We start from the raw sequence: 18,543 nt of genomic DNA, 5'->3' as shown, positions 1-18,543 counted from the left end.
GATCAAGGCTTCCCAACGGTAACGGTGGTGGCGATCGGTGCGCTCATGGGGCCGGTCTGAACCGTCGTACTCATCGAACGGTCCGGTGCCTGGATGTGCATGCTGGTTTCGGTACCGGTCGGGAACTCCATGTCAGACGGGCTCTGGTACGGCAGGTTGCGCACGATCCGCGGGGTGATCGACAGCACCAGTTCGGATTTGCTGACGTCGTCCTTGTTGCTGCCGAACAGGCGACCCAGGCCGGGAATGTCGCCAAGGCCGGGAATCTTGTTGCCGGTGGCGCCGTGGTCGTTGCGCACGAGCCCTGCGAGGATCTGGGTTTCGCCGTCATGCAGACGCAGGGTGGTCTGGGCGTTGCGGGTATCGACCTGGACCGGAATGGTGCCCTGAGCGGTCGGCGTCAGCGGCGTGGCGTTACTGACTTCCAGCGCGATCTTGATCGCCACTTCGTTGTTCAGGTGCACGATGGGTTGCACTTCGAGCTTGAGACCGACGTCGAGGTAGGTCACGCTTTCGGTGATCACCGGGCCCTGGGTCGAAGGCACCGAGGTGGCACTGATGATCGGCACGCGCTGGCCGATGTGGATGCGCGCCTGTTCGCGGTTACTCACCCGAATCACCGGGCTGGCGAGGGTGTTGATGTCCTTGTCCTGGGCATTGATCTTGGCCTGCGGCGATGGCGAGATAGTGATGCGGCTGGAGTCGATGCCCTTGAGCTGATCGAGAATGGTCACCGCCGACCCGTCGCTGTTGACCACACCGAAGGTATTGGGCCATTGCAGGCCAAGGTCGAGAATGCGTTGGCGGGCGACTTCCATCACTTCCACTTCCAGCACCACTTCCGGGTTGGACTGGTCCTGGGATTGCAGGAGTTTTTCCGCCATGCGTACCGCATCACCGGTATCGCGCATGGTCAAGGTGTTGAGGCGCTCATCGACGAACACGTCGCGGGTCTTGAGCATGGTCTTGATCATGTTCAGCGCCGTGTTGGCATCGATGCTGGTCAGGTAGAAGGTGCGCATCACCAGCTCCTGGTAATCCTTGATCTTCTGCGGCGAGTCCGGGTAGATCAGCAAGGTGTTTTCGTTCACCACTTTCTGATGCAGCTGGTTCTGTTGCAGCAGCAGTTCCACGGCGTCTTCGATACGCACGTCACGCACGAAGATCGTGGCTTTCATGTCCGGGCGCAGGTCCTTGTCGAAGATGAAGTTCAGGCCGGCGACCTGGGACAGCACTTCGAAAATGGTTTTCAGGTTGGCATCGCGAAATTCCAGGGTCACCGGCCGGTCCAGGCGCGTACGCAGCTGCGGGTACTGCACTACGTTGCGGCTCTGCACCAGGCGGATGCTGTCTTGCAGTTCCAGGGCGCCGTCGTTCTTCGGGTCCAGTTCGAGAATCTGTTTGACCTGGCGGTCGGCACCGTAGATGTCACCGCGACGCAGGTCGCCACGGGCCAGTTCGAGTTTCTCGTCCATGCTGCGCAGGTAGTCCAGCTGGCGCAGGGAATCCTGGGCACGACGGTTGTTCGGTTCGATGTTCAAGACCCGGCTGTAAGTCATGCGGGCCCCGGCGAAATTGCGCTGGGCCCGGTCCATGTCGGCCTGGGTGAGCAGCGCCGTCACGGCGCGGGCCCGACCGTTGTTGAGGGCCATGTGCAGATCGGTATCGCGAGGGTTTTCACGCAATCCCTGTTCGATGCGAGCCAGACCGGCTTCGTATTGGCCGGATTCCATCAGGGCGGAAGCTTCATCCTTGGCAATCTGCGCCGAACTGCACGCGGCCAGCCCTGCACAGAGACACAGGCTCATCAGCAAACGGGATTTGTTCATTCCGTACTCCCCACAGACAAGGTCTGCGATAAATGCAGAGGCAGGTAGACCAGGCTCAGTTCCTCTTTGGAAATCCGCTCGATCCGCCAGGTTTCGTCGATGACATCCCCTTTGCGCACGACGTAGATTTTTTCGCCGCTCTGCAAAAACACCTGCAAATCGGAACGGTCATCCAGCCTGCCGACAAACTGGAAGGGCAATGGCGGTGCAGTGGGGACTTGCACCACCGGAGTCGCGACAACCGATTGTTCAGTGACGGTGCCGGGGGCCGGCGCCGCTTTCCAGCTGCGGGCGGCGAACAGGTCGCCTGCCGGGCTCAGGTCCTTGATCGGCGCTACCGCCGCGGCGCTCGATGCTGCCGCCGATGTGCCCGGGGCCTTGACCTTGGCTGGCGTGGTCACGGCGGCCACCACAGGGGCGCTGTCGTCAGCCTGTTTGAAGTATTCGGGGAACCAGGCGAGCGCTGCCGCTGCAGCGAAGAACGCCACCCACCCCACCATTCGCCTGGTATTCATCATGACCTCGACAGGTAAAGGGTCATGCGGATCCGCCCGGTCAGGTCGGTATCGGCGATCTTCTTGCGCTGAAACTCCACATCCTCCAGCACCACCGCCGGCAGTTGGCCGAGCAAGGCGTGCAGGAAACGCCGCAGTTGCGGATAGCTGCCGCGTACCGGCAGCAGAATCTGATAACGGGCCAGGTGCGTCTTGGGGTCCACGCCCAGGGAGTATTCACCCCGGGACAAGGTGATGTGTTCCTGGGCGGCCAGGGCGTAGATCTTGTCGATGGCCACGGTGGCCTGAGGCTGGGACGGCAACTTGCTGCGGAAATCGTCGAGCTGGCGCTGCGGCACCACCGGCGCAGCTACGGTGCCGTCTTCGACCTTGGCCAGATACTCGGTAGCCTCGCGAGTCTGCTGGCTGAGGCTTTGCAGCGACTCCCAGTCCGGCAGCAACCCGACCAGGCCATAGCTCAGCGCCAGCACCAGCATGGCCAACCCTGCCAGCCCTGGAACGCCCAGGCCTTGCAGGTATTCGTGGACGATCAATTTATGGATTTGCATCGCCGATCTCCCAGGTAGCCGACAGGTTGAATTGCACCGGGTGTTCCGGCACGTCGGCGACAATTTCGTGGCTCAGCAGCGACACGTCGGACAGCTCGTCGCTGGCTTCGAGGCGGCGGTGGAAATCGAGCATGGCGTCCAGGTCCAGCGCCTCGGCGCTGATCCGCACCTGGCCTTTGCGGGCGTCCGGGGTCAGGGTCAGCAGGGCAATGTTGTCCCGCGGCATGGCTTCGAGGGTGGCGAACAAACGTTCCCAGGGACGGCGCAACTGCTGGGAGACCTTGCGCATTTCGGCCAGGTTCTGCGCCTGCTCGCGGATTTGCGCCGGAGTCAGGCTGAGCTTGCTGCCGGTATCGCCGGTGAGCACCCGCTGTGTGGTTTGCAGGTGGCCTTGCTGTTGTTCGGCCTCGTTGCTCAGATGCTGTTGCACCAGAGCGCAAGTCAGGGTCAGCACCACGCCACCGGCCAGCAGGCTCCAGCCCAGGGGACCTGCACGGCGCCGCGGCTGAAAGTCGAGCATCAGGGGGCGCATGTCAGGCCACCGCCCGAGACATGACGTACAGGCAATCGCGTACGGCTGTCCGGTCTTCTTCGAGGTTGCGCAGATGCACACCGGGCACGTCGGGAGGCGAATCGATGCGCGCCGGTGCATGCAGGTAGACATTCAACGGTCGTTCGCTCGAGGAAGCCTGCAACTGGTTTTCACGGCCGATCAGCGCAGTCAGCGCGGCATCGCTGTCGCTGCTGCCCACCGAACGCACCGAGGTCCAGCGCCCTTCCCGGGCCAGCAGCAACACGCTGCGTACCGGTTCGGCGACCACGAACAGGAAGTCCCCGGCATCAAAGCTTTGATCGAAATGGTTGAACGCCGCCATCAGGTACGGCTGCACCGAACGCAGGCGCAATCCGCGCGCGCTGACCAGGGTGCGCAGGCGTTCGAGCAAGTCCTGGGGCAGCGCGGTGGCGATGCGGTCGTAACCGGCGGGCTCAGGCGAGAGCACCAGGCTCCAGGGTTGCGTCGGGGCACCGTAGAGGTCTTCGAAACACAGTTGGGCGAAGCCGAGCAATTCAGCCGGGCTGCTGATCTGCTCGCTCCAGGGCACCAGGCAATAGCGGCTGAAGTGCCCGGAGATCACCACGGTCAGTTCCGCCCTGGCAACGGTGTGATCGGCCAGCAAATGGTCGAGAGTGTCGAGAGCCACCGTCCAGGCCTGGAAGCCTTCGTCGATGTAGCCGACGCTGCCCAGCCAACGGGTAGCACTGCCTTGCCGTTGCCCCAGGCCAACACCGCTGGCGCCGAGCACGGCAACGAATTGCTCACGAGACAAAAGTGACACGATTGATCTCCTCGAGAGTGGTCCGGCCTTGTTCCACCATCTCCAGCGCCGACTCGCGCAACAGGCGCAAGCCACGTTTGCAGGCATGCGCCTTGATTTTCGAAATGGGTTGGCGCTCGACGATCATTTGCCGCAGTTCGTCGTCCAGGTGCAGCAGCTCGGCAATCGCGCTACGCCCGCGATAACCGGTGCCCCGGCAATGCCCGCAGCCCTTGCCGTGGACGAACTGGTAGTGAGCGACCTTTTGCGGATCAAGCCCCGAGACCTCCAGCTCTTCTTCTGTCGGGCTGTAAGGGCTGCTGCAACTGGTGCAGACCAGGCGGATCAACCGCTGGGCCAGCACGGCGTTGAGTGCCGAGACGAGGCTGTAGGGATCGATTTCCATCTGGGTGAAACGGCCGATCACGTCGAACACGTTGTTGGCGTGAATGGTGGTGAACACCAGGTGACCGGTGAGCGCCGATTGCACAGCGATCTGTGCGGTGTCCGGGTCGCGGATTTCACCGACCATGATCTTGTCCGGGTCATGGCGCAGGATCGAGCGCAGGCCCCGGGCGAACGTCAGGCCTTTCTTCTCGTTGACGGGGATTTGCAGCACGCCCGGCAGTTGATACTCCACCGGGTCTTCGATGGTGATGATCTTGTCCACGCCGTGGTTGATCTCGGTGATCATCGCGTACAGGGTGGTGGTCTTGCCGCTACCGGTAGGCCCGGTCACCAGCACCATGCCATAGGGTTCGGCGGCCAGCCGGCGCAGCTGGCGCAGGGTTTCTTCTTCAAAGCCCAGGGCTTGCAATTGCACGCCACAGACCTTGTCGGCGAGGTCCTGTTTGTCGAGCACCCGCAGCACTGCGTCTTCGCCGAAAATGCTCGGCATGATCGACACCCGGAAGTCGATCTGCCGGCCACTGATGCCGATCTTGAAGCGACCATCCTGAGGCACGCGTTTTTCGCCGATGTCCAGTTCGGCCATGACCTTGACCCGGGAAATCACCTGCTCGGCGAACTCGCTGCCCTGGATCTTGCTGATGTTGTTGAGCACGCCGTCGATCCGGTACTTGATGACCAGACCGCTGCCGGTGGTGCCGAGGTGGATGTCGCTGGCGTGCATTTTCAGCGCGTCGTACAGGGTCGAGTTGACCAGTTTGACCACCACGCTGGAATCTTCGCTGATGCTGGTCAGGGACAGGCTTTGCAGGTTATCGATCTCGGCGCCGGCGTCGCTCTGGGCGTTGAGCGACTCCACCGCATGGAAGCTTTCTTCGTGGCGCGCCAGGTAGGCCTTCAGGTCATCGGCATGCACCAGGTACAGCGGCGCGCCGTGCAGGCATTCATCGATCCAGGCCAGGCGCGCACTGTCGAAGGGGTCGGCGAACACACCGATGACCGCCTCATCGTGACGCAGCAGGATGAATTCACGCTTGAGGCACTGGGCCAGGGTCACCCGGTCGAACACCGGGGTGGAACTGAACAGGCTGTCGGTGTCGAGCACCGGATAATGCAAAGTGACGCCCAGGCACCGGATGAAGGGCATGGGAGCCAGTTCACTCAACGCTGCGAGGGCGTCCAGCATCCGCTCGCCGGAACTGGTGGCCAGGGCTCGGGCCTGGGCCAATTGTTCACTGGTGAAGCGAGTCGGTACACATTCCGGTTGCGCCGGTTCTACGGCAAGGGATAGACGGTCCATGGCTTGCTCTCCAACGCCCCGGGCTTTGAGCCCTGTCGGCGCGGCGAGCCATTTCGGCGGGGGCCGGAACGTCCTGTCGCGCCACTACTCCCCGGTGAGCAATTGTTCGTCGTCTGGTGCCATGGAGGCCGATGTACTTTTTCGGCGATCTGCAAGCACCCAACTACCGTCGTACAACTGCAGCGGGAAACTCTCGGTCCTGCTCTGGCGTCGTTCGACGAATCCTTCGGAAGTGCTCACACCCGGTTTGGGCTCGCGCCGCCTGCCTAGAAGATCAAACACTGCACGGGCCAATTCCGCCAATGGAAAGGGTTTGAACAGGATATGGCTGACTCCCATTTGCCGGGCCCGCTCGCAGACTTCTGCGGTGGGGTGCCCTGTGATCAGCACAAAATGACACATCCTGTTCTGGCGGACGGCATCGAGCACCTGAAAGCCTTCCATATCGGGCAAGCGGTAATCGAACACCATCACATCCGGTGCGAAATCGTCAGCTACAGCGATTCCTCGTGCACCGTCGTGGGCAATCCGGACTTCCAGTGCTTGCGCCTGCAGGTAACCCTGGAGATTTTCCGCCAGCAACTGTTCGTCATCAACAACCAGTACTTTGTTTAACAAGGTGGACTCCTTGAAACCTCAGGTCCGGGTTTTGAACCTGGCTGAGTGCACGCCTTGACAGGGCTTATGCACACTTCACGCCAGGCTGGGTACCGGTATTTTCAGGTCTTCATGTCCTTGAATTTAAAAACAATGCCTACTCGTACAGCCATTCCATCCCCCAAAAACGGGGAAAGCGACCGGATTGGCATTGACGTTTTTTCCCCCACTATTGGGGACCCTCCCCTATTCATCGTCAATCCGCTCGATTCGATTGCGCGGGCTCAATTGCGCCGACGCCCTCATTACGGTTAAGCGTAGCCGCGCGGCTACGACAGTGGAAGCGTCTGCACCGGGCACCCATAGCGGCAGCAGGACCAGCAAAGTGTTGGGTTTCATGATCGGCCTCCGGTCAGGGCGTGGCAGCAGCGGGTTTATAGGGGGCGACCAGATAGAAACGCTGGTTCGGCAGATCCACCGTTACGATATGGGCACCGCTCAAGCCCAGGCGCCGGCCAGGACCAAAGCTCATCAGTGGTGTCAGCCCGGTATCGAAGTCATGCAGGCCTTCCAGCGCACTGATCAGCTTCTCGCGACTGGCATCCCGCCCGGCCTGCTTCATGCCTTCGCTGAGCAGCATCATCGAACTGAACGCGCCCACTTGCAGCACCGCGTGTTGGTCACCGAGGCCCTGGTGTTCGCGCAACTGGGTCAAGGCCTGGCGCCCGGCCAGGGTCCAGTCGCTGGGCACGAACGGATAGGCCAGGAACACCCGCCGGGAAAATCCGCTGGGCACCTGCATCAGATTGCCCGCCACCTGGTTCGAGGTGGCGAACAGGTAAGGCACCTGCCCCGCCGTTTGCAAGCGCTCGGCCAGTCGACTGAAGCCGCTGCTGCTGCCCAGGTAAAACACCGAGCGCGAGCCCAAGGGCAAATCATCCCTGGTCGGGTCGTAGGCTTGCAGACGCACCTTTTGCCAGGCGTGGCCCTGCAAGTACTGGTTGAGTTCCTGCGCCGCCAGCTGTTGGCCGGATTCGTCCGGATAGGCGATCAGCGTCGGCCCCTGCAGCACCCGCAGGCTGGCACCGGCGTAATCGGCCAGGGCGATCAATTGCTCGCGAAGCCCCGGCAGCGGTTCGAATATCTGCCGGCTGGTGTGGTGGGGCGTGCCCTGCAAGGACAGCGGCCCGATCAGGGGAATGCCGGCCTCTTCCAGACGCACGGCGAGGTCCATGTCCAATGCCGGCGCCAGCGGTGCAATCAGGGCAAACACCTGCTCTTCTTCGATCAACCGGTCCAGCGCCTTTTCGGCACTGGCGCGGTCGGCGCCGGGGTCGAGGATGGTCAGGCGCAACTGCCGGCCATGAATTCCGCCCGCCTCGTTGATACGCGCCACGCAGCCGTTGAGCACCGATGCCACCGTGGCGCCCTCTTCGCTCAATGGTCCGGTGGCCGGCAACAACGTGCCCAGGTACAGGCTGTCGGGGGTCAGGCCCGAATCGCGGTCTTCGGCCAGGCGCTTGGCCGGCAGCACCATGTTCGATGCACCGACCCGGGCCATGACCGGTTCGCCGCTGGCAGACAGACCTTCGCCGTACAAGCGCTTGCCGGCACTTTCGCTGAGGCTCAGCGGCAGCGCCTGGACGCTGAGCGTGATGCCGCTCAGGAGTAGCAGGCCAAGGACGAGGGCAGTATTCATGGCCGTGGCTCAGCTATCGGCCACAGGCATTGTCAGCACCTGCAAGCGCTGGGCAATGGCGGCTGCCGGAGCATCGGGACGGATTTTGCTCCAGAGCTTGTTCGCCACGTCACCGACGATCGACTGGGTGGAGTGTTGCTCGGGGGTCGGCACGATCTGGCCGATGCGACCCAAGACAAGGTCCATTTGCGCCTTGTCGCCGGTAAGAAAAAACCAGTGGGGGTCATCGACGCCCTGTTTCAAGGTGTAAGCCTCGAGTACCGCCGGGGTGTCCCGCAGCGGATCACTGGTAAGGGAGATAAAGGTGATGCCGTCGGCCACCGTCGGCGCGGCCTGTTCATGCCCTTCGTGGGCAAATGCCATTGAACTGAAAATGCCGTAACAGACGCCCGGAGCGAACCAGTCGATGACTCTCATGGCTGATGCTCCATGGCGATGGCGGTGTGCTTGGCGTGGGCGTTGCGTTCACCCCTGAGTTTCTCGACGGCCCGGGCCAGCTCCGTCGGGTCGGTGAAACCGTAGTAGCGGGTCCAGAAACGGTTGTTGCCGTCCCCCACCAGAATCAGCGGCGAGTGGTTCTCGACGTCACCGCTGTAAGCGCCCAGGCCCATGAGGGTGGCAGTGACCGACTGCGGCGAGCCGGTCAGCCAGCTCCAGCCCGGCCCCTGCTGGAAGGTGCGGGCGTAGTCGTTCAGGCGTTGGGGATCATCACGCTGCGGGTCGATGCTGATCGACACCAGCTGTACCTCGGTGCCGACCCGCGCGCCCAACTGTTTCTGCACCTTGCCCATGATCGAGGACACCACCGGGCAGACCGTAGTGCAGCTGGTGTAGATGAAGCCCATGACCACGATCTTGTTGCTCACCAGGTCTTTTTCCAGGCTGACGACCTTGCCGTTCTGGTCCAGCAGGGTCACGTCGGCAAACTTGATCCGGGCGGTCTCCGGGCTGGCCTCTCTGGCCGCCATGTCGTGCCCGGTGGGCTCGTCCGCCGAGTGAGCCAGCGCCTGGCCGATACCGAAGGCCAACAGACCGAACGTCAGCAGGCCGCGATGCGCGAATCGGTTCATGTCAGCTTCCTCTCAGTGGGTATCGCCGGGAATGGCCCGAACACCCGGCGCGACGCCAGACAAGGGTTGACCGGAGGTTTTGTCCGTCACTCGAAATTGCACGTCGGCAATGCCGCCCTCACGCAGTACGCCGTCCTTGGCCAGGGGCTTTACATCGAGGGCCACCGCAATCCCGTCACGTTCCAGCGTCCGGTCGCTCCAGGTATCGGGCAAGGTGATTTCGTCGAGCGCAGTCGGGGGCGCGGTCCGCCATACCCCGAACCCGATCAAGGCCATCCCGAGAATCACCGCGCTGCCAGCGATTGTGGTGGTCCTGTCCATATCAAAACTCCCCTTCAGAATCTGCGTGCCCCGTGCAGCTTCGCTCCCACGGGGGGGCTAGCTGGCAATCGCGATGCCGAGCATCGATGTCACCAACAACAGCCAAATAATCAGGGACGGAGCGTGAGATATGCCGATCATGAACTCGGGCCTCATTGCGGGTTATCAGTGAACACCTCTCGACAAGTTGTCCACAGCAATCCGCATGCCATAAAAAATCACCTTATTAATCAGCTGGATATATTCACGAATGGATAAACGGGGGGATATTCCCCACCCGACCCCCCATTTTCTCGCCGGGGCCGCCATTCCCCACTATTGGGGAAACCACCCCCTGGGTCTCGATCACAGCGGCGCATCCGCGGACAACCCCTGTAAACGCCGATACTGGTTCAGCACGTTGGGCACATAACGCTGGGTTTCGGCGAACGGCGGGACCACGTTGCCCCGGCTGAGCACCGCTTGCGGGCCGGCGTTGTAGGCGGCCACGGCGAGGCGGATATCGTTGTCGAACATCGTCATCAGGCGCTTGAGATAGCGGGCGCCACCCTGGATGTTGGCCTTGGGGTCGTAGGCGTTGGTCACACCCATTTCGCGGGCGATGGCGGGCATCAACTGCATCAGTCCGCGAGCGCCCTTGGGTGAGGTAGCGCGGGCGTTGTAGCTGGATTCGGTCTTGATCACTGCGTGCAGCAGCGCCGCCGGTAGTTCATTGGCCGTGGCCGCCGCCGACACCAGCTCGGCGTAGGGTTGCGCGGCGATCATCTGCGGTTGCTGGTCGAGGCTGACGACCGTCGCTTCGGGCTCATGGATCACCCGTTCATAGTGGCGTCCGGGGCGGTGGACATTGGACAGGACATAGTTGCCCTTGGCGTCCAGGGAAACGAACACATCGGCCTGTGCGGCGCCAGCGAGCGCGAGTAATCCGAGCAATCCTGCGGTGATGGCTTTCATTGGCATGCCTCCCCTGCCCGGCCCCGAAAAATGGGGGTATTGCCCCAGTGGCCGGTAGTAAAACAGCCATACGCAAACACTGTGCCGTAAGTGAAAAGGCCCGTAGCACAGGGGGTGCAGAAGGATGTCCAGTCATGAGCATGGCAATTGCATGCGCCTGTATAGCGACTCTGCTGTCAACTGAGGGAGGTCATCATGAATCAGCGACCGTGTTTTGCCCGGCGCCCCCAAAGCGGGTTCACCCTGCTCGAACTGTTGGTGGTGCTGGTGGTACTGGGGCTGTTGGCCGGCATCGTGGCGCCGAAGTACTTCGCCCAACTGGGCCGTTCCGAAGTGAAAGTGGCCAAGGCGCAAATAGAAGGCTTGAGCAAAGCCCTGGACCTTTACCGCCTGGAGGTCGGCCACTACCCGTCGACCGAACAGGGCTTGCAGGCGCTGGTCACTGCCCCCGCCGATGAACCGCGCTGGACCGGCCCGTACCTGCAGAAAAAACTCCCGCAAGACCCCTGGGGCCACAACTACAACTATCGCTATCCCGGTGAAAACAGCGAGTACGACCTGTTGTCCCTGGGCAAGGACGGGCAACCCGGCGGCGAAGGCGAGAACGCCGAAGTCACCAACTGGAACTGACGGGAAAAGCGACCATGCGCTTTCATCTCAAAGCCGTCGGCAAGGCCGGTGTCGTCTCAATGACCGTCGAGGCGCCGGGACACAGCGAAGCCAGGCGCATCGCCGAAGACCAGGGCCTGCGAGTCGTCAGCCTGCACGCCGAGCGACATTGGCGAGCCTTGCGCCTGCACAAGCGCGAGACCTTCCACCTGGTATTGTTCAGCCAGGAACTGACCACATTGCTCAACGCCGGCCTGCCGTTGATCGATGCGCTGGAAAGCCTGGCGGAAAAAGAAAACGCGCCACAAGCCCGCAAGACCCTGAGCGAGCTGGTGCGCTTGCTGTACGAGGGCAAATCGTTTTCCCAGGCCTTGGGGCAGCTATCGGCGGTTTTCCCGCCTTTGTATGTGGCGCTGGTGCAGTCCAGTGAGAAGACCGGCGCCGTGGGCGATGCCCTGGGCCGGTATGTCAGCTATCGCCAGCGCATGGACGAGGTTCGCCAGAAGATCGTCAGCGCATCGATCTACCCCATGTTGTTGCTGGTGGTGGGAGGTGGCGTGGTGTTGTTTTTGATGGGCTACGTCGTACCGCGCTTCAGCCTGGTATTCGAAGGGCTGGGGTCGAACCTGCCGTGGATGTCGCAGGTCCTGATGAGCAGCGGCATGTTCCTGCACACCCACCAGGGCGAATTCTTCGGTGGCTTGCTGGCCATCATCGTCGCCCTCACCCTGCTCCAGCGCCAACCGGCCTTTCGTCGGGGGCTGGACCGCCTGATCGAAAAACTCCCCGCGGTGCACCAGCGCATCTTCATGTATGAGCTGGCGCGTTTCTACCGTTCGCTAGGCATACTGCTGCAAGGCGGCATTCCCTTGGTCACCGCCATGGGCATGGTCCGTGGCTTGCTCAGCGTCGCCTCCCGCGCGCGCCTGGACCAGGCCTGCGACCGGGTACGCGAGGGGCAATCGCTTTCTACCGCGCTGGAACTCAATCACCTGGTGACTCCGGTATCCCTGCGCCTGCTGCGCGCCGGCGAACAGTCGGGCAACCTCGGGCAGATGATGGAGCGCAGCGCCGACTTCTACGACGAAGAAATCAGCCGCTGGATCGAATGGTTCGTACGGCTGTTCGAACCTCTGCTCATGACCTTCATCGGTCTGTTGATCGGGGTGATCGTGATCCTGATGTACATCCCGATTTTCGAATTGGCCTCGAGCATTCACTGACCTTATGGAACAGGGCCGCGCTGCCCGTTGCATCTTTTCAACCTTCCATTGAATAAATCAGTCCGTCGAGGTGTTTAACAAGTTCCCATGGGAAAAATGCAGCACGTTGCAATGTTCATCAACGTTCCAATCTGAACAAGAAGACGGAGAACGACATGCTCATCAATAAGCTTTTACTGGCAGTAGCTATTGGCGCGGTTCTGTCGGCGTCTACCGTATTGATTCCGGACAGCCTGTCCGGGGTATCCAGTGCTCAGGCCAAGGATGGGGGTAGTGGTGGTGGTGGCGGCGGTAGTGGTGGCGGCGGAGGAAGTGGCGGCGGCGGTAGTGGTAGTGGCGGCGGCGGAGGAAGTGGCGGCGGTGGCAGTCACGGTGGAAGCGGCAGTGGTGGCAACAGCGGCAGCGGCCATAGCGGCGACCATGGCAGCAACAGCGGTCATGGCAGTGCCAACAGCGGTTCGAGCCACTCCGGAACGGCCTCGTCCTCAGGACGCAGCGGCACCCATGATGAACCTGGGGATGACCGTGGCGTCCATGCCAATGGCGAACCCGGCGATGACCGTGGCGTCCATGCCAATGGCGAACCCGGCGATGACCGTGGCGTCCATGCCAATGGCGAACCTGGAGATGATCGTGGTGCCCATGCCGAGCCCGGCGATGACAAAAGGACCTGATTCCCCCTGAAATCCATACAACACAAAACCCTGTGGGAGTGAGCTTGCTCCGGGCGGCGTTCCGACGATAGCGGAGTGTCAGGCAACAGAAATGTTGAATGATCGAATGTCATCGCGAACAAGTTCCCCACAGTGGCCAATGTGGCTCAGACAACCAGCCGCTCTACAACCCACCCTCAAGCCGATCCAGCCGTTCGCGCAAGAACTCGACCAGCGCCTGCACCGGCCGCGAACTCTGCCGGTGTTGCGGATAGACCGCCGACAACGTCAGCGGCTGCGGCCTGAAATCCTCCAGCACTTCCACCAGCCTTCCATCCTTCAGCGCCGAACCGACAATGAACGTCGGCAAATAGGTGATCCCCAGCCCGGCGATCGCTGCGTCCTTGAGCAGTTCACCGTTGTTGACCCGCATCCGCCCGCTGACATTGACGCTCAATGGCTTGCCCTGCCCCGCAAAACGCCATTGCACCTGACGACCATGGCCGTACGGCAGGCAGTCGTGTCCGTGCAAATCTTCAGGCTTGAGCGGCGTGCCGCGTTCGACCAGGTACGCGGGGCTTGCGCAGTACACCCGTTCAATGGAGGCAATGCGTCGGGCGATCAGCGTCGAGTCTTCCAGTGTGCCAATGCGCAATGCCAGGTCGTAACCTTCACCGAGCAAATCCACAGGGCGATCACTCAAATCCATCTCCACCGTCACGTCGCGATAGCGCTGCAAAAACACCGGCAACAGGCACCCCAGATGCGCCAGTGCGAACGACAGCGGCGCACTCGCACGAATGGTCCCCCGTGGCTCGGTGGTCTGGCCGGCGATGCCCTGCTCCACTTGTTCGACTTCGCTGAGCAGGCGCAAGGCTGACTCGTAATAGCTTTGCCCCAGCGGCGTGACGTCCAGCCGCCGGGTCGAGCGATTGAGCAAGCGCACGCCCAGGCGCTCTTCGAGTTGCATCAAGCGGCGGCTGACAAACTGCTTGGACAGGCCCAGTTGATCGGCGGCAGCCGTGAAACTGCCGGAGTCCATCACCTGGCAAAAAATACGCATATCTTCGAAGGGGTTCATTGTCACTTCCCGGTTGACAGTCAAACACTTTATAGCCGCTTTTTCCCTTCCAGGCACCCTATTAGTCTGTGTTCACGGTGTTGAATTCACCCTTGCAGCTCCTACCTAACCGCGTACACCCACGATCAAAAAGGAATTGACCATGAACCTCGCCCAGAAAACCCTGACTGCCTCCCTGCTCGCCCTTGCCGTCGGCAACGCGTTTGCTGCGGGCAGCCCGGGTGTCGAACACAACACCCAGGCCTTCCTCGCAGCCCTCGCCGCCGGTGGTGGCAAACCGCTTGAACAACTGAGCCCGAAAGACGCCCGTGCGGTGCTGACCGGTGCCCAGGCGTCGGTGAAGGTTGACCTGTCCGGTGTCGAAATCAGCGACAAAGCGATCAAGGTCGACGGGCAGACACTCCACCTCAAAGTGGTGCGCCCAGCCAAGGTCAAAGGTGAATTGCCGGTGTTCATGTTCTTCCACGGTGGCGGTTGGGTACTGGGGGATTTCCCGACTCACCAGCGCCTGATTCGTGACCTGGTGGTGGGTTCCGGCGCGGTCGCGGTGTACGTCGACTACACACCGTCGCCGCAAGCGCATTACCCGACCGCGATCAACCAGGCCTACGCCGCGACGCGCTGGGTGGCCGAGCATGGCAAACAGATCGGCGTCGATGGTCAGCGCCTGGCAGTGGCCGGCAACAGCGTCGGCGGCAACATGGCGGCGGTCGTGGCCTTGATGGCCAAGGAGCAAAAAGCCCCGGCCCTGCGTTTTCAACTGCTGATGTGGCCGGTGACCAACGCACAGTTCGATACCGCGTCGTACCAGCAATTTGCCGAAGGCCATTTCCTCACCCAAAACATGATGAAGTGGTTCTGGGACAACTACACCACCGACGCTGGCGAACGTGCGCAGATTCATGCCTCACCGCTCAACGCCAGCACCGAACAGCTCAAAGGCCTGCCGGCCGCACTGGTGCAGACCGCCGAATTCGACGTACTGCGTGACGAAGGCGAAGGTTATGCCCGCCACCTCGATGCGGCCGGTGTGCCGGTGACCTCGGTCCGCTACAACGGCATGATCCACGACTTCGGCCTGCTCAATCCGCTGAGCCAGATTCCCGAAGTGAAAGCAGCGGTGCGCCAGGCTGCGCTGGAGCTCAAGGTTCACTTGAACTGAGACATTGCCCATTGCCACACACTTGCGGTGTGGTGAGGGGCTTTTCTGTAGGAGCGAGCCTGCTCCGGGCGGCGTTCCGACGAAGGCGACCTACCGGCCGACCCGATACATCACAGAGGCGAAACTGCTTGGGCGTAATCCCGAACTGCTTACGAAACGCCCGAATGAAATTACTCGGCTGCCGATACCCCAACCGCTCGGCAATCCGCTCAATCGGCTGATCACCTGCCGTCAACCAGTGCCGCGCCAACTCCAGACTGTCACTGCGGGTATGTTGCGCAGCAGCAGTCTGCCAGTGCCGCAACATGCTCTGATGCAAAAACCCATTGGCCCCCAGCAACGGCTCATCGAGACTGGCCGCTGGCAGGCTCAAACACGGATGTGACCCCTCCAGTACCTCGATACCAGCGCTACGCAACCACTGCCCGGCAGCCTGTTGCGGCGTCAGGCGAACGGCCACAAACACCTGCGCCGGCGCTCGTCCCAGGCGTCGGGCGATGTTGCGCACCAACGTCAGGGTCGCCGCATCGAGGCCGAAAAAATGCGGCTGTTGACCGGCACCGCGCAAGTGCAGGCGGGCCTGCCCGTCACCCTCCTCCAGTTCCGCCACTACGTAGTTGGTCACCCGTGGCAGGAAATCGGTGAAGCATGTCAGGCTCGCACGCAGGGTCGCTGCGGAGTCCAGCAGAATGTTCAGACCTCGCAGTGCGGTGGTCGCCATGCCGTTGACCAGTTCGCAGCCAAACGATGCGCCCGCGCCCGCACGCTCGCATTCACTCCACAGGCGTTCGACCAGGTGCGCAGGCACATGCAGGTCCTGACCTTCGAGCAACGACAGGCAGATGCCGGCCCGTTGCAGCAGTTGGTCCTGGCACAGGCCGGACTGCCGGGCATGGCTGAGAATGGTGCGGGTGAAGGCGCTGGAAATGAACGGTTGGCTGGTCATGGCAGGTTACGGCGAAAGGACAGGCGTGTACTTATGCCAGCCTCTGTGCTATCGATCCAATGCATTAAAAGTATCCACTGAATGCAGGAGACGCATGATGGACCTACGACAGCTCCGCCACCTTGCGGCCCTGGCCGATTACCGCAACTTCGGGCGTGCCGCCGAGGCGATCAATCTCAGCCAACCGGCCTTCAGTCGCAGCATCCAGACCCTGGAGCGCGACCTCGACTGCGCGCTGGTGGAACGCAGCAGCCGCGAATTCCGCCTGACCGGTCAAGGCGAACTGGTGCTGCAACATGCCCGGCGCCTGCTCGCTGGCAGCCAGGCCCTGCACAACGAACTGACGCAATACAACGGCCTGACTGGTGGCGAGCTGCGCTTCGGCTGCGGCCCGTATCCGGCCCAGGTGCTGGTGCCCGAAGCGCTGGCGGAGTTCATTCAGGCCCATCCGGCGATCCGCATCAGTTTCCACCAGGGCGACTGGGAACAACTGGCGGTCTGGCTTCGTGAACAGCAGATCGAATTCCTCGTAGCCGACGCGCGGTACTTCACCGGCGACCCGCAATACCAGGTACAGCTGTTGCGCCCCCGGCGCGGGTGGTTCTTTTGCCGTGTCGGTCATCCCCTGGCGCAGCAGCAGAATCTGTCCCTGCGCGCCCTGCTCGACTACGCGGTGGTCGGCACGCGAATACCGCCGACGATCCGCAAGATCCTCGCCGACGTGCAGGGCGAGGCGGACTTCAATCCGAGCGTGGAATGCGCGCAGTTCGACGCCATCCGCCGCGTGGTGATGCGCTCCGACGCGGTGGGCATCGCCACCGTGGAGGCCTTGGCCGAACTGGTCGACCAGGACCTGGTCCGCCTGCTGGAGTTTGCCGATGTACCCAAGGAGGATCCCGGCCTGCAATTGCACTACGGCATCGTCAGCCGCGCCGGCCACTCCCTGACACCGGCCGCGCTGGCGATGGTCGATGCGGTGTTGACGGTCGACCGGCGCTTGCTGGCGTCGAACCAGGCCCCTCAAGAAGTTGCATAAATCCCGGCGGCACGAGTGACCCTGCGCTGCTGGTAAATCGCATCGAAGGCGAGCAACACGTTCAAATCGAGCTGGCGTAAATCAAGCATGGTCTTGCTCCGGCAAATCGCTTAACGTCGGCCAGCCTGACCAGTGTTCCGCAACAAGCTGTGAGCCCTACATGACAAAAAGCGATCAGCCACTGCACGACCAATCAATACCCAATGCGTTCTACGCGCCGACCCTGTTGCCGGCCATCGAAGAGTTGCTGGCCCGCGGTGTGGACCGGGAACGCATCGAAGGCCTGTTGCGACGCAGCCTGTTCGAGTTGCGCACGCCATTCATGCGCATTCCTCTGTTCATGTCTCGGCGCTTCTGGGCGTTTGCCCTGGAACAGACCGGCGACCCGCGGATCGGCCTGGCGGCCGGTCGGCGATTCGTTTCCACCGCCACCAACGGCCTGACGTACCTGTTCGACGTGGCCGACTCACTGGACAGCGCCTGCCAGTATTTCGTGCGTTTCTTTCCGTTTTTCAACGGGCACTTCCAGGCCCGGATCGTGCGCGGCGACGACAGCGTCGAATTGCACCTGCTCGACCGCGGCAGCGTGAAAACCAGCGCGTCAACCGCCGATTACATCCTCATCAGCCTGTGCAGCATGTTGCGGCGCAAATTCCTCGCCAGCGGCCTAGAGCGTGATCCGGTTCTGGGCGTCGGGCTGGCCGGTGCCTGCACGGCCAACCCGCAGGAACATGAACAAGCTTTTCGCGCACCGGTGCAATGGGGGCAGGCGCAGCACTCGATCCGCCTCGATCCACAGCTGTTCGTGATCCCGTTGACGCCGGGCAATCATGAACTGGAACACACGCTGGTCGAGCTGCTGGAGCAGACCCGACGCAACAGCGAACCGACCTTGCTGGAGCAAGTCTGCGACCATTTGATCGTCGACCTCGCCGAGGCCAGCTGGCAGCAATTCTGCACCACCCAGCATTTGCTCGAGCGCACCGCCGCCCGACGCTTGAAGGCGTTGGGCTGGAGTTTTTCAGAGTTGCTCGACGAATACCGCCGCTACCGCACCGAAGACTTTCTGCAGGGGACCGACCTGGAACTGGTGGAGATTTCCGACCGTCTGGGCTACAGCGATGTGCAAAGTTTCAACCGTGCATGCCTGCGCTGGCTGGGGTGCGCGCCGGGTGCCTGGCGAAGCCGGCAAGGTCAATGAAAAACCACGCAATTTGCTATGACTCGACAGGCACTTGAGCAATAGATTGTTGGACATTTTTTTAACGCTGGCATT

General features: G+C 62.0%; 19 protein-coding genes and 1 pseudogene. 6 read left to right on the top strand and 14 right to left on the bottom strand.

The genetic code is table 11. The features are described 5' to 3' along the window. Positions 1-2: 2 nt before the first annotated feature. The 12 genes and pseudogenes from AC1DKH_RS22590 to AC1DKH_RS22535 all read right to left on the bottom strand — a co-directional run bounded on the left by AC1DKH_RS22590 (position 3) and on the right by AC1DKH_RS22535 (position 10,557). Positions 3-1,829: a secretin N-terminal domain-containing protein gene (locus AC1DKH_RS22590; RefSeq protein ID WP_477754207.1), complete on the bottom strand. Its 1,827-nt coding sequence runs from the start codon at positions 1,827-1,829 to the stop codon at positions 3-5. Continuing rightward, entirely contained in the window at positions 1,826-2,344 is a 519-nt protein-coding gene (locus tag AC1DKH_RS22585; RefSeq protein ID WP_477799356.1) for a hypothetical protein, read from the bottom strand. Before AC1DKH_RS22585 ends, AC1DKH_RS22590 begins: the two co-directional genes overlap by 4 nt. Beyond that, the gene (locus AC1DKH_RS22580; RefSeq protein ID WP_477754205.1) at positions 2,344-2,892 is read right to left on the bottom strand and encodes a pilus assembly protein PilO; all 549 of its coding nucleotides are present in this window, start codon (positions 2,890-2,892) and stop codon (positions 2,344-2,346) included. Before AC1DKH_RS22580 ends, AC1DKH_RS22585 begins: the two co-directional genes overlap by 1 nt. Then, the gene (locus AC1DKH_RS22575; protein WP_477760737.1) at positions 2,879-3,424 is read right to left on the bottom strand and encodes a PilN domain-containing protein; all 546 of its coding nucleotides are present in this window, start codon (positions 3,422-3,424) and stop codon (positions 2,879-2,881) included. Before AC1DKH_RS22575 ends, AC1DKH_RS22580 begins: the two co-directional genes overlap by 14 nt. Before the next feature lies 1 nt (position 3,425). Next, the gene (locus AC1DKH_RS22570) at positions 3,426-4,229 is read right to left on the bottom strand and encodes a hypothetical protein (protein WP_477799355.1); all 804 of its coding nucleotides are present in this window, start codon (positions 4,227-4,229) and stop codon (positions 3,426-3,428) included. Continuing rightward, on the bottom strand, positions 4,210-5,916 hold the full coding sequence (locus tag AC1DKH_RS22565) for a GspE/PulE family protein (RefSeq protein WP_477764876.1): 1,707 nt from the start codon (positions 5,914-5,916) through the stop codon (positions 4,210-4,212). The genes AC1DKH_RS22570 and AC1DKH_RS22565 overlap by 20 nt, the downstream gene beginning before the upstream one ends. 84 nt (positions 5,917-6,000) lie before the next feature. Further along, a complete protein-coding gene (locus AC1DKH_RS22560) occupies positions 6,001-6,534 on the bottom strand; it encodes a response regulator (RefSeq protein ID WP_477754201.1) in 534 nt (177 codons plus the stop codon). Between the two features lie 391 nt (positions 6,535-6,925). Continuing rightward, the gene (locus AC1DKH_RS22555; RefSeq protein WP_477788091.1) at positions 6,926-8,212 is read right to left on the bottom strand and encodes an ABC transporter substrate-binding protein; all 1,287 of its coding nucleotides are present in this window, start codon (positions 8,210-8,212) and stop codon (positions 6,926-6,928) included. Between the two features lie 9 nt (positions 8,213-8,221). Next, positions 8,222-8,629: an SCO family protein gene (locus AC1DKH_RS22550; protein WP_477799354.1), complete on the bottom strand. Its 408-nt coding sequence runs from the start codon at positions 8,627-8,629 to the stop codon at positions 8,222-8,224. Continuing rightward, the gene (locus AC1DKH_RS22545) at positions 8,626-9,282 is read right to left on the bottom strand and encodes an SCO family protein (RefSeq protein ID WP_477764881.1); all 657 of its coding nucleotides are present in this window, start codon (positions 9,280-9,282) and stop codon (positions 8,626-8,628) included. The genes AC1DKH_RS22550 and AC1DKH_RS22545 overlap by 4 nt, the downstream gene beginning before the upstream one ends. Before the next feature lie 42 nt (positions 9,283-9,324). Then, positions 9,325-9,603, bottom strand: a pseudogene (locus AC1DKH_RS22540) (hypothetical protein); the annotation flags it as partial. Positions 9,604-9,948: 345 nt separating this feature from the next. Next, positions 9,949-10,557, bottom strand: a complete 609-nt coding sequence (locus AC1DKH_RS22535; protein ID WP_477754196.1) for a lytic transglycosylase domain-containing protein — start codon at positions 10,555-10,557, stop codon at positions 9,949-9,951. Between the two features lie 195 nt (positions 10,558-10,752). On the opposite strand from AC1DKH_RS22535, the gene gspG reads away from it, so the two are divergent. From gspG to AC1DKH_RS22520, 3 genes are all read left to right on the top strand, one after another. Continuing rightward, the gene (gene gspG, locus AC1DKH_RS22530; RefSeq protein WP_477754195.1) at positions 10,753-11,187 is read left to right on the top strand and encodes a type II secretion system major pseudopilin GspG; all 435 of its coding nucleotides are present in this window, start codon (positions 10,753-10,755) and stop codon (positions 11,185-11,187) included. Between the two features lie 14 nt (positions 11,188-11,201). Further along, positions 11,202-12,389, top strand: a complete 1,188-nt coding sequence (locus tag AC1DKH_RS22525) for a type II secretion system F family protein (protein WP_477754194.1) — start codon at positions 11,202-11,204, stop codon at positions 12,387-12,389. A gap of 155 nt (positions 12,390-12,544) precedes the next feature. Next, entirely contained in the window at positions 12,545-13,063 is a 519-nt protein-coding gene (locus AC1DKH_RS22520) for a hypothetical protein (RefSeq protein ID WP_477799353.1), read from the top strand. Between the two features lie 163 nt (positions 13,064-13,226). Here the strand turns inward: AC1DKH_RS22520 and AC1DKH_RS22515 are convergent, their stop codons facing one another. Beyond that, a complete protein-coding gene (locus tag AC1DKH_RS22515) occupies positions 13,227-14,123 on the bottom strand; it encodes a LysR family transcriptional regulator (protein ID WP_477754192.1) in 897 nt (298 codons plus the stop codon). 142 nt (positions 14,124-14,265) lie between these two features. Between AC1DKH_RS22515 and AC1DKH_RS22510 the strand changes: the two genes are divergently transcribed. Continuing rightward, on the top strand, positions 14,266-15,285 hold the full coding sequence (locus AC1DKH_RS22510; RefSeq protein WP_477799352.1) for an alpha/beta hydrolase: 1,020 nt from the start codon (positions 14,266-14,268) through the stop codon (positions 15,283-15,285). Here the strand turns inward: AC1DKH_RS22510 and AC1DKH_RS22505 are convergent. Further along, positions 15,266-16,231, bottom strand: coding sequence for an AraC family transcriptional regulator (locus AC1DKH_RS22505; protein ID WP_477799351.1), 966 nt, complete (start codon positions 16,229-16,231; stop codon positions 15,266-15,268). The genes AC1DKH_RS22510 and AC1DKH_RS22505 overlap by 20 nt on opposite strands. 97 nt (positions 16,232-16,328) lie before the next feature. Between AC1DKH_RS22505 and AC1DKH_RS22500 the strand changes: the two genes are divergently transcribed. Both AC1DKH_RS22500 and AC1DKH_RS22495 read left to right on the top strand, forming a co-directional pair. After that, positions 16,329-17,267 carry a LysR family transcriptional regulator gene (locus AC1DKH_RS22500; RefSeq protein WP_477799350.1) on the top strand — a complete coding sequence of 313 codons (939 nt, stop codon included), beginning with the start codon at positions 16,329-16,331 and terminating at the stop codon, positions 17,265-17,267. Positions 17,268-17,427: 160 nt separating this feature from the next. Further along, positions 17,428-18,468: an AraC family transcriptional regulator gene (locus AC1DKH_RS22495; protein ID WP_477799349.1), complete on the top strand. Its 1,041-nt coding sequence runs from the start codon at positions 17,428-17,430 to the stop codon at positions 18,466-18,468. Positions 18,469-18,543 lie beyond the last annotated feature (75 nt).

The sequence above is a fragment of the Pseudomonas sp. 05L36 genome (assembly GCF_056398125.1).
The sequence above is the reverse complement of the archived record's forward strand: the minus strand, read 5'-3'. Positions and strand labels throughout refer to the sequence as shown.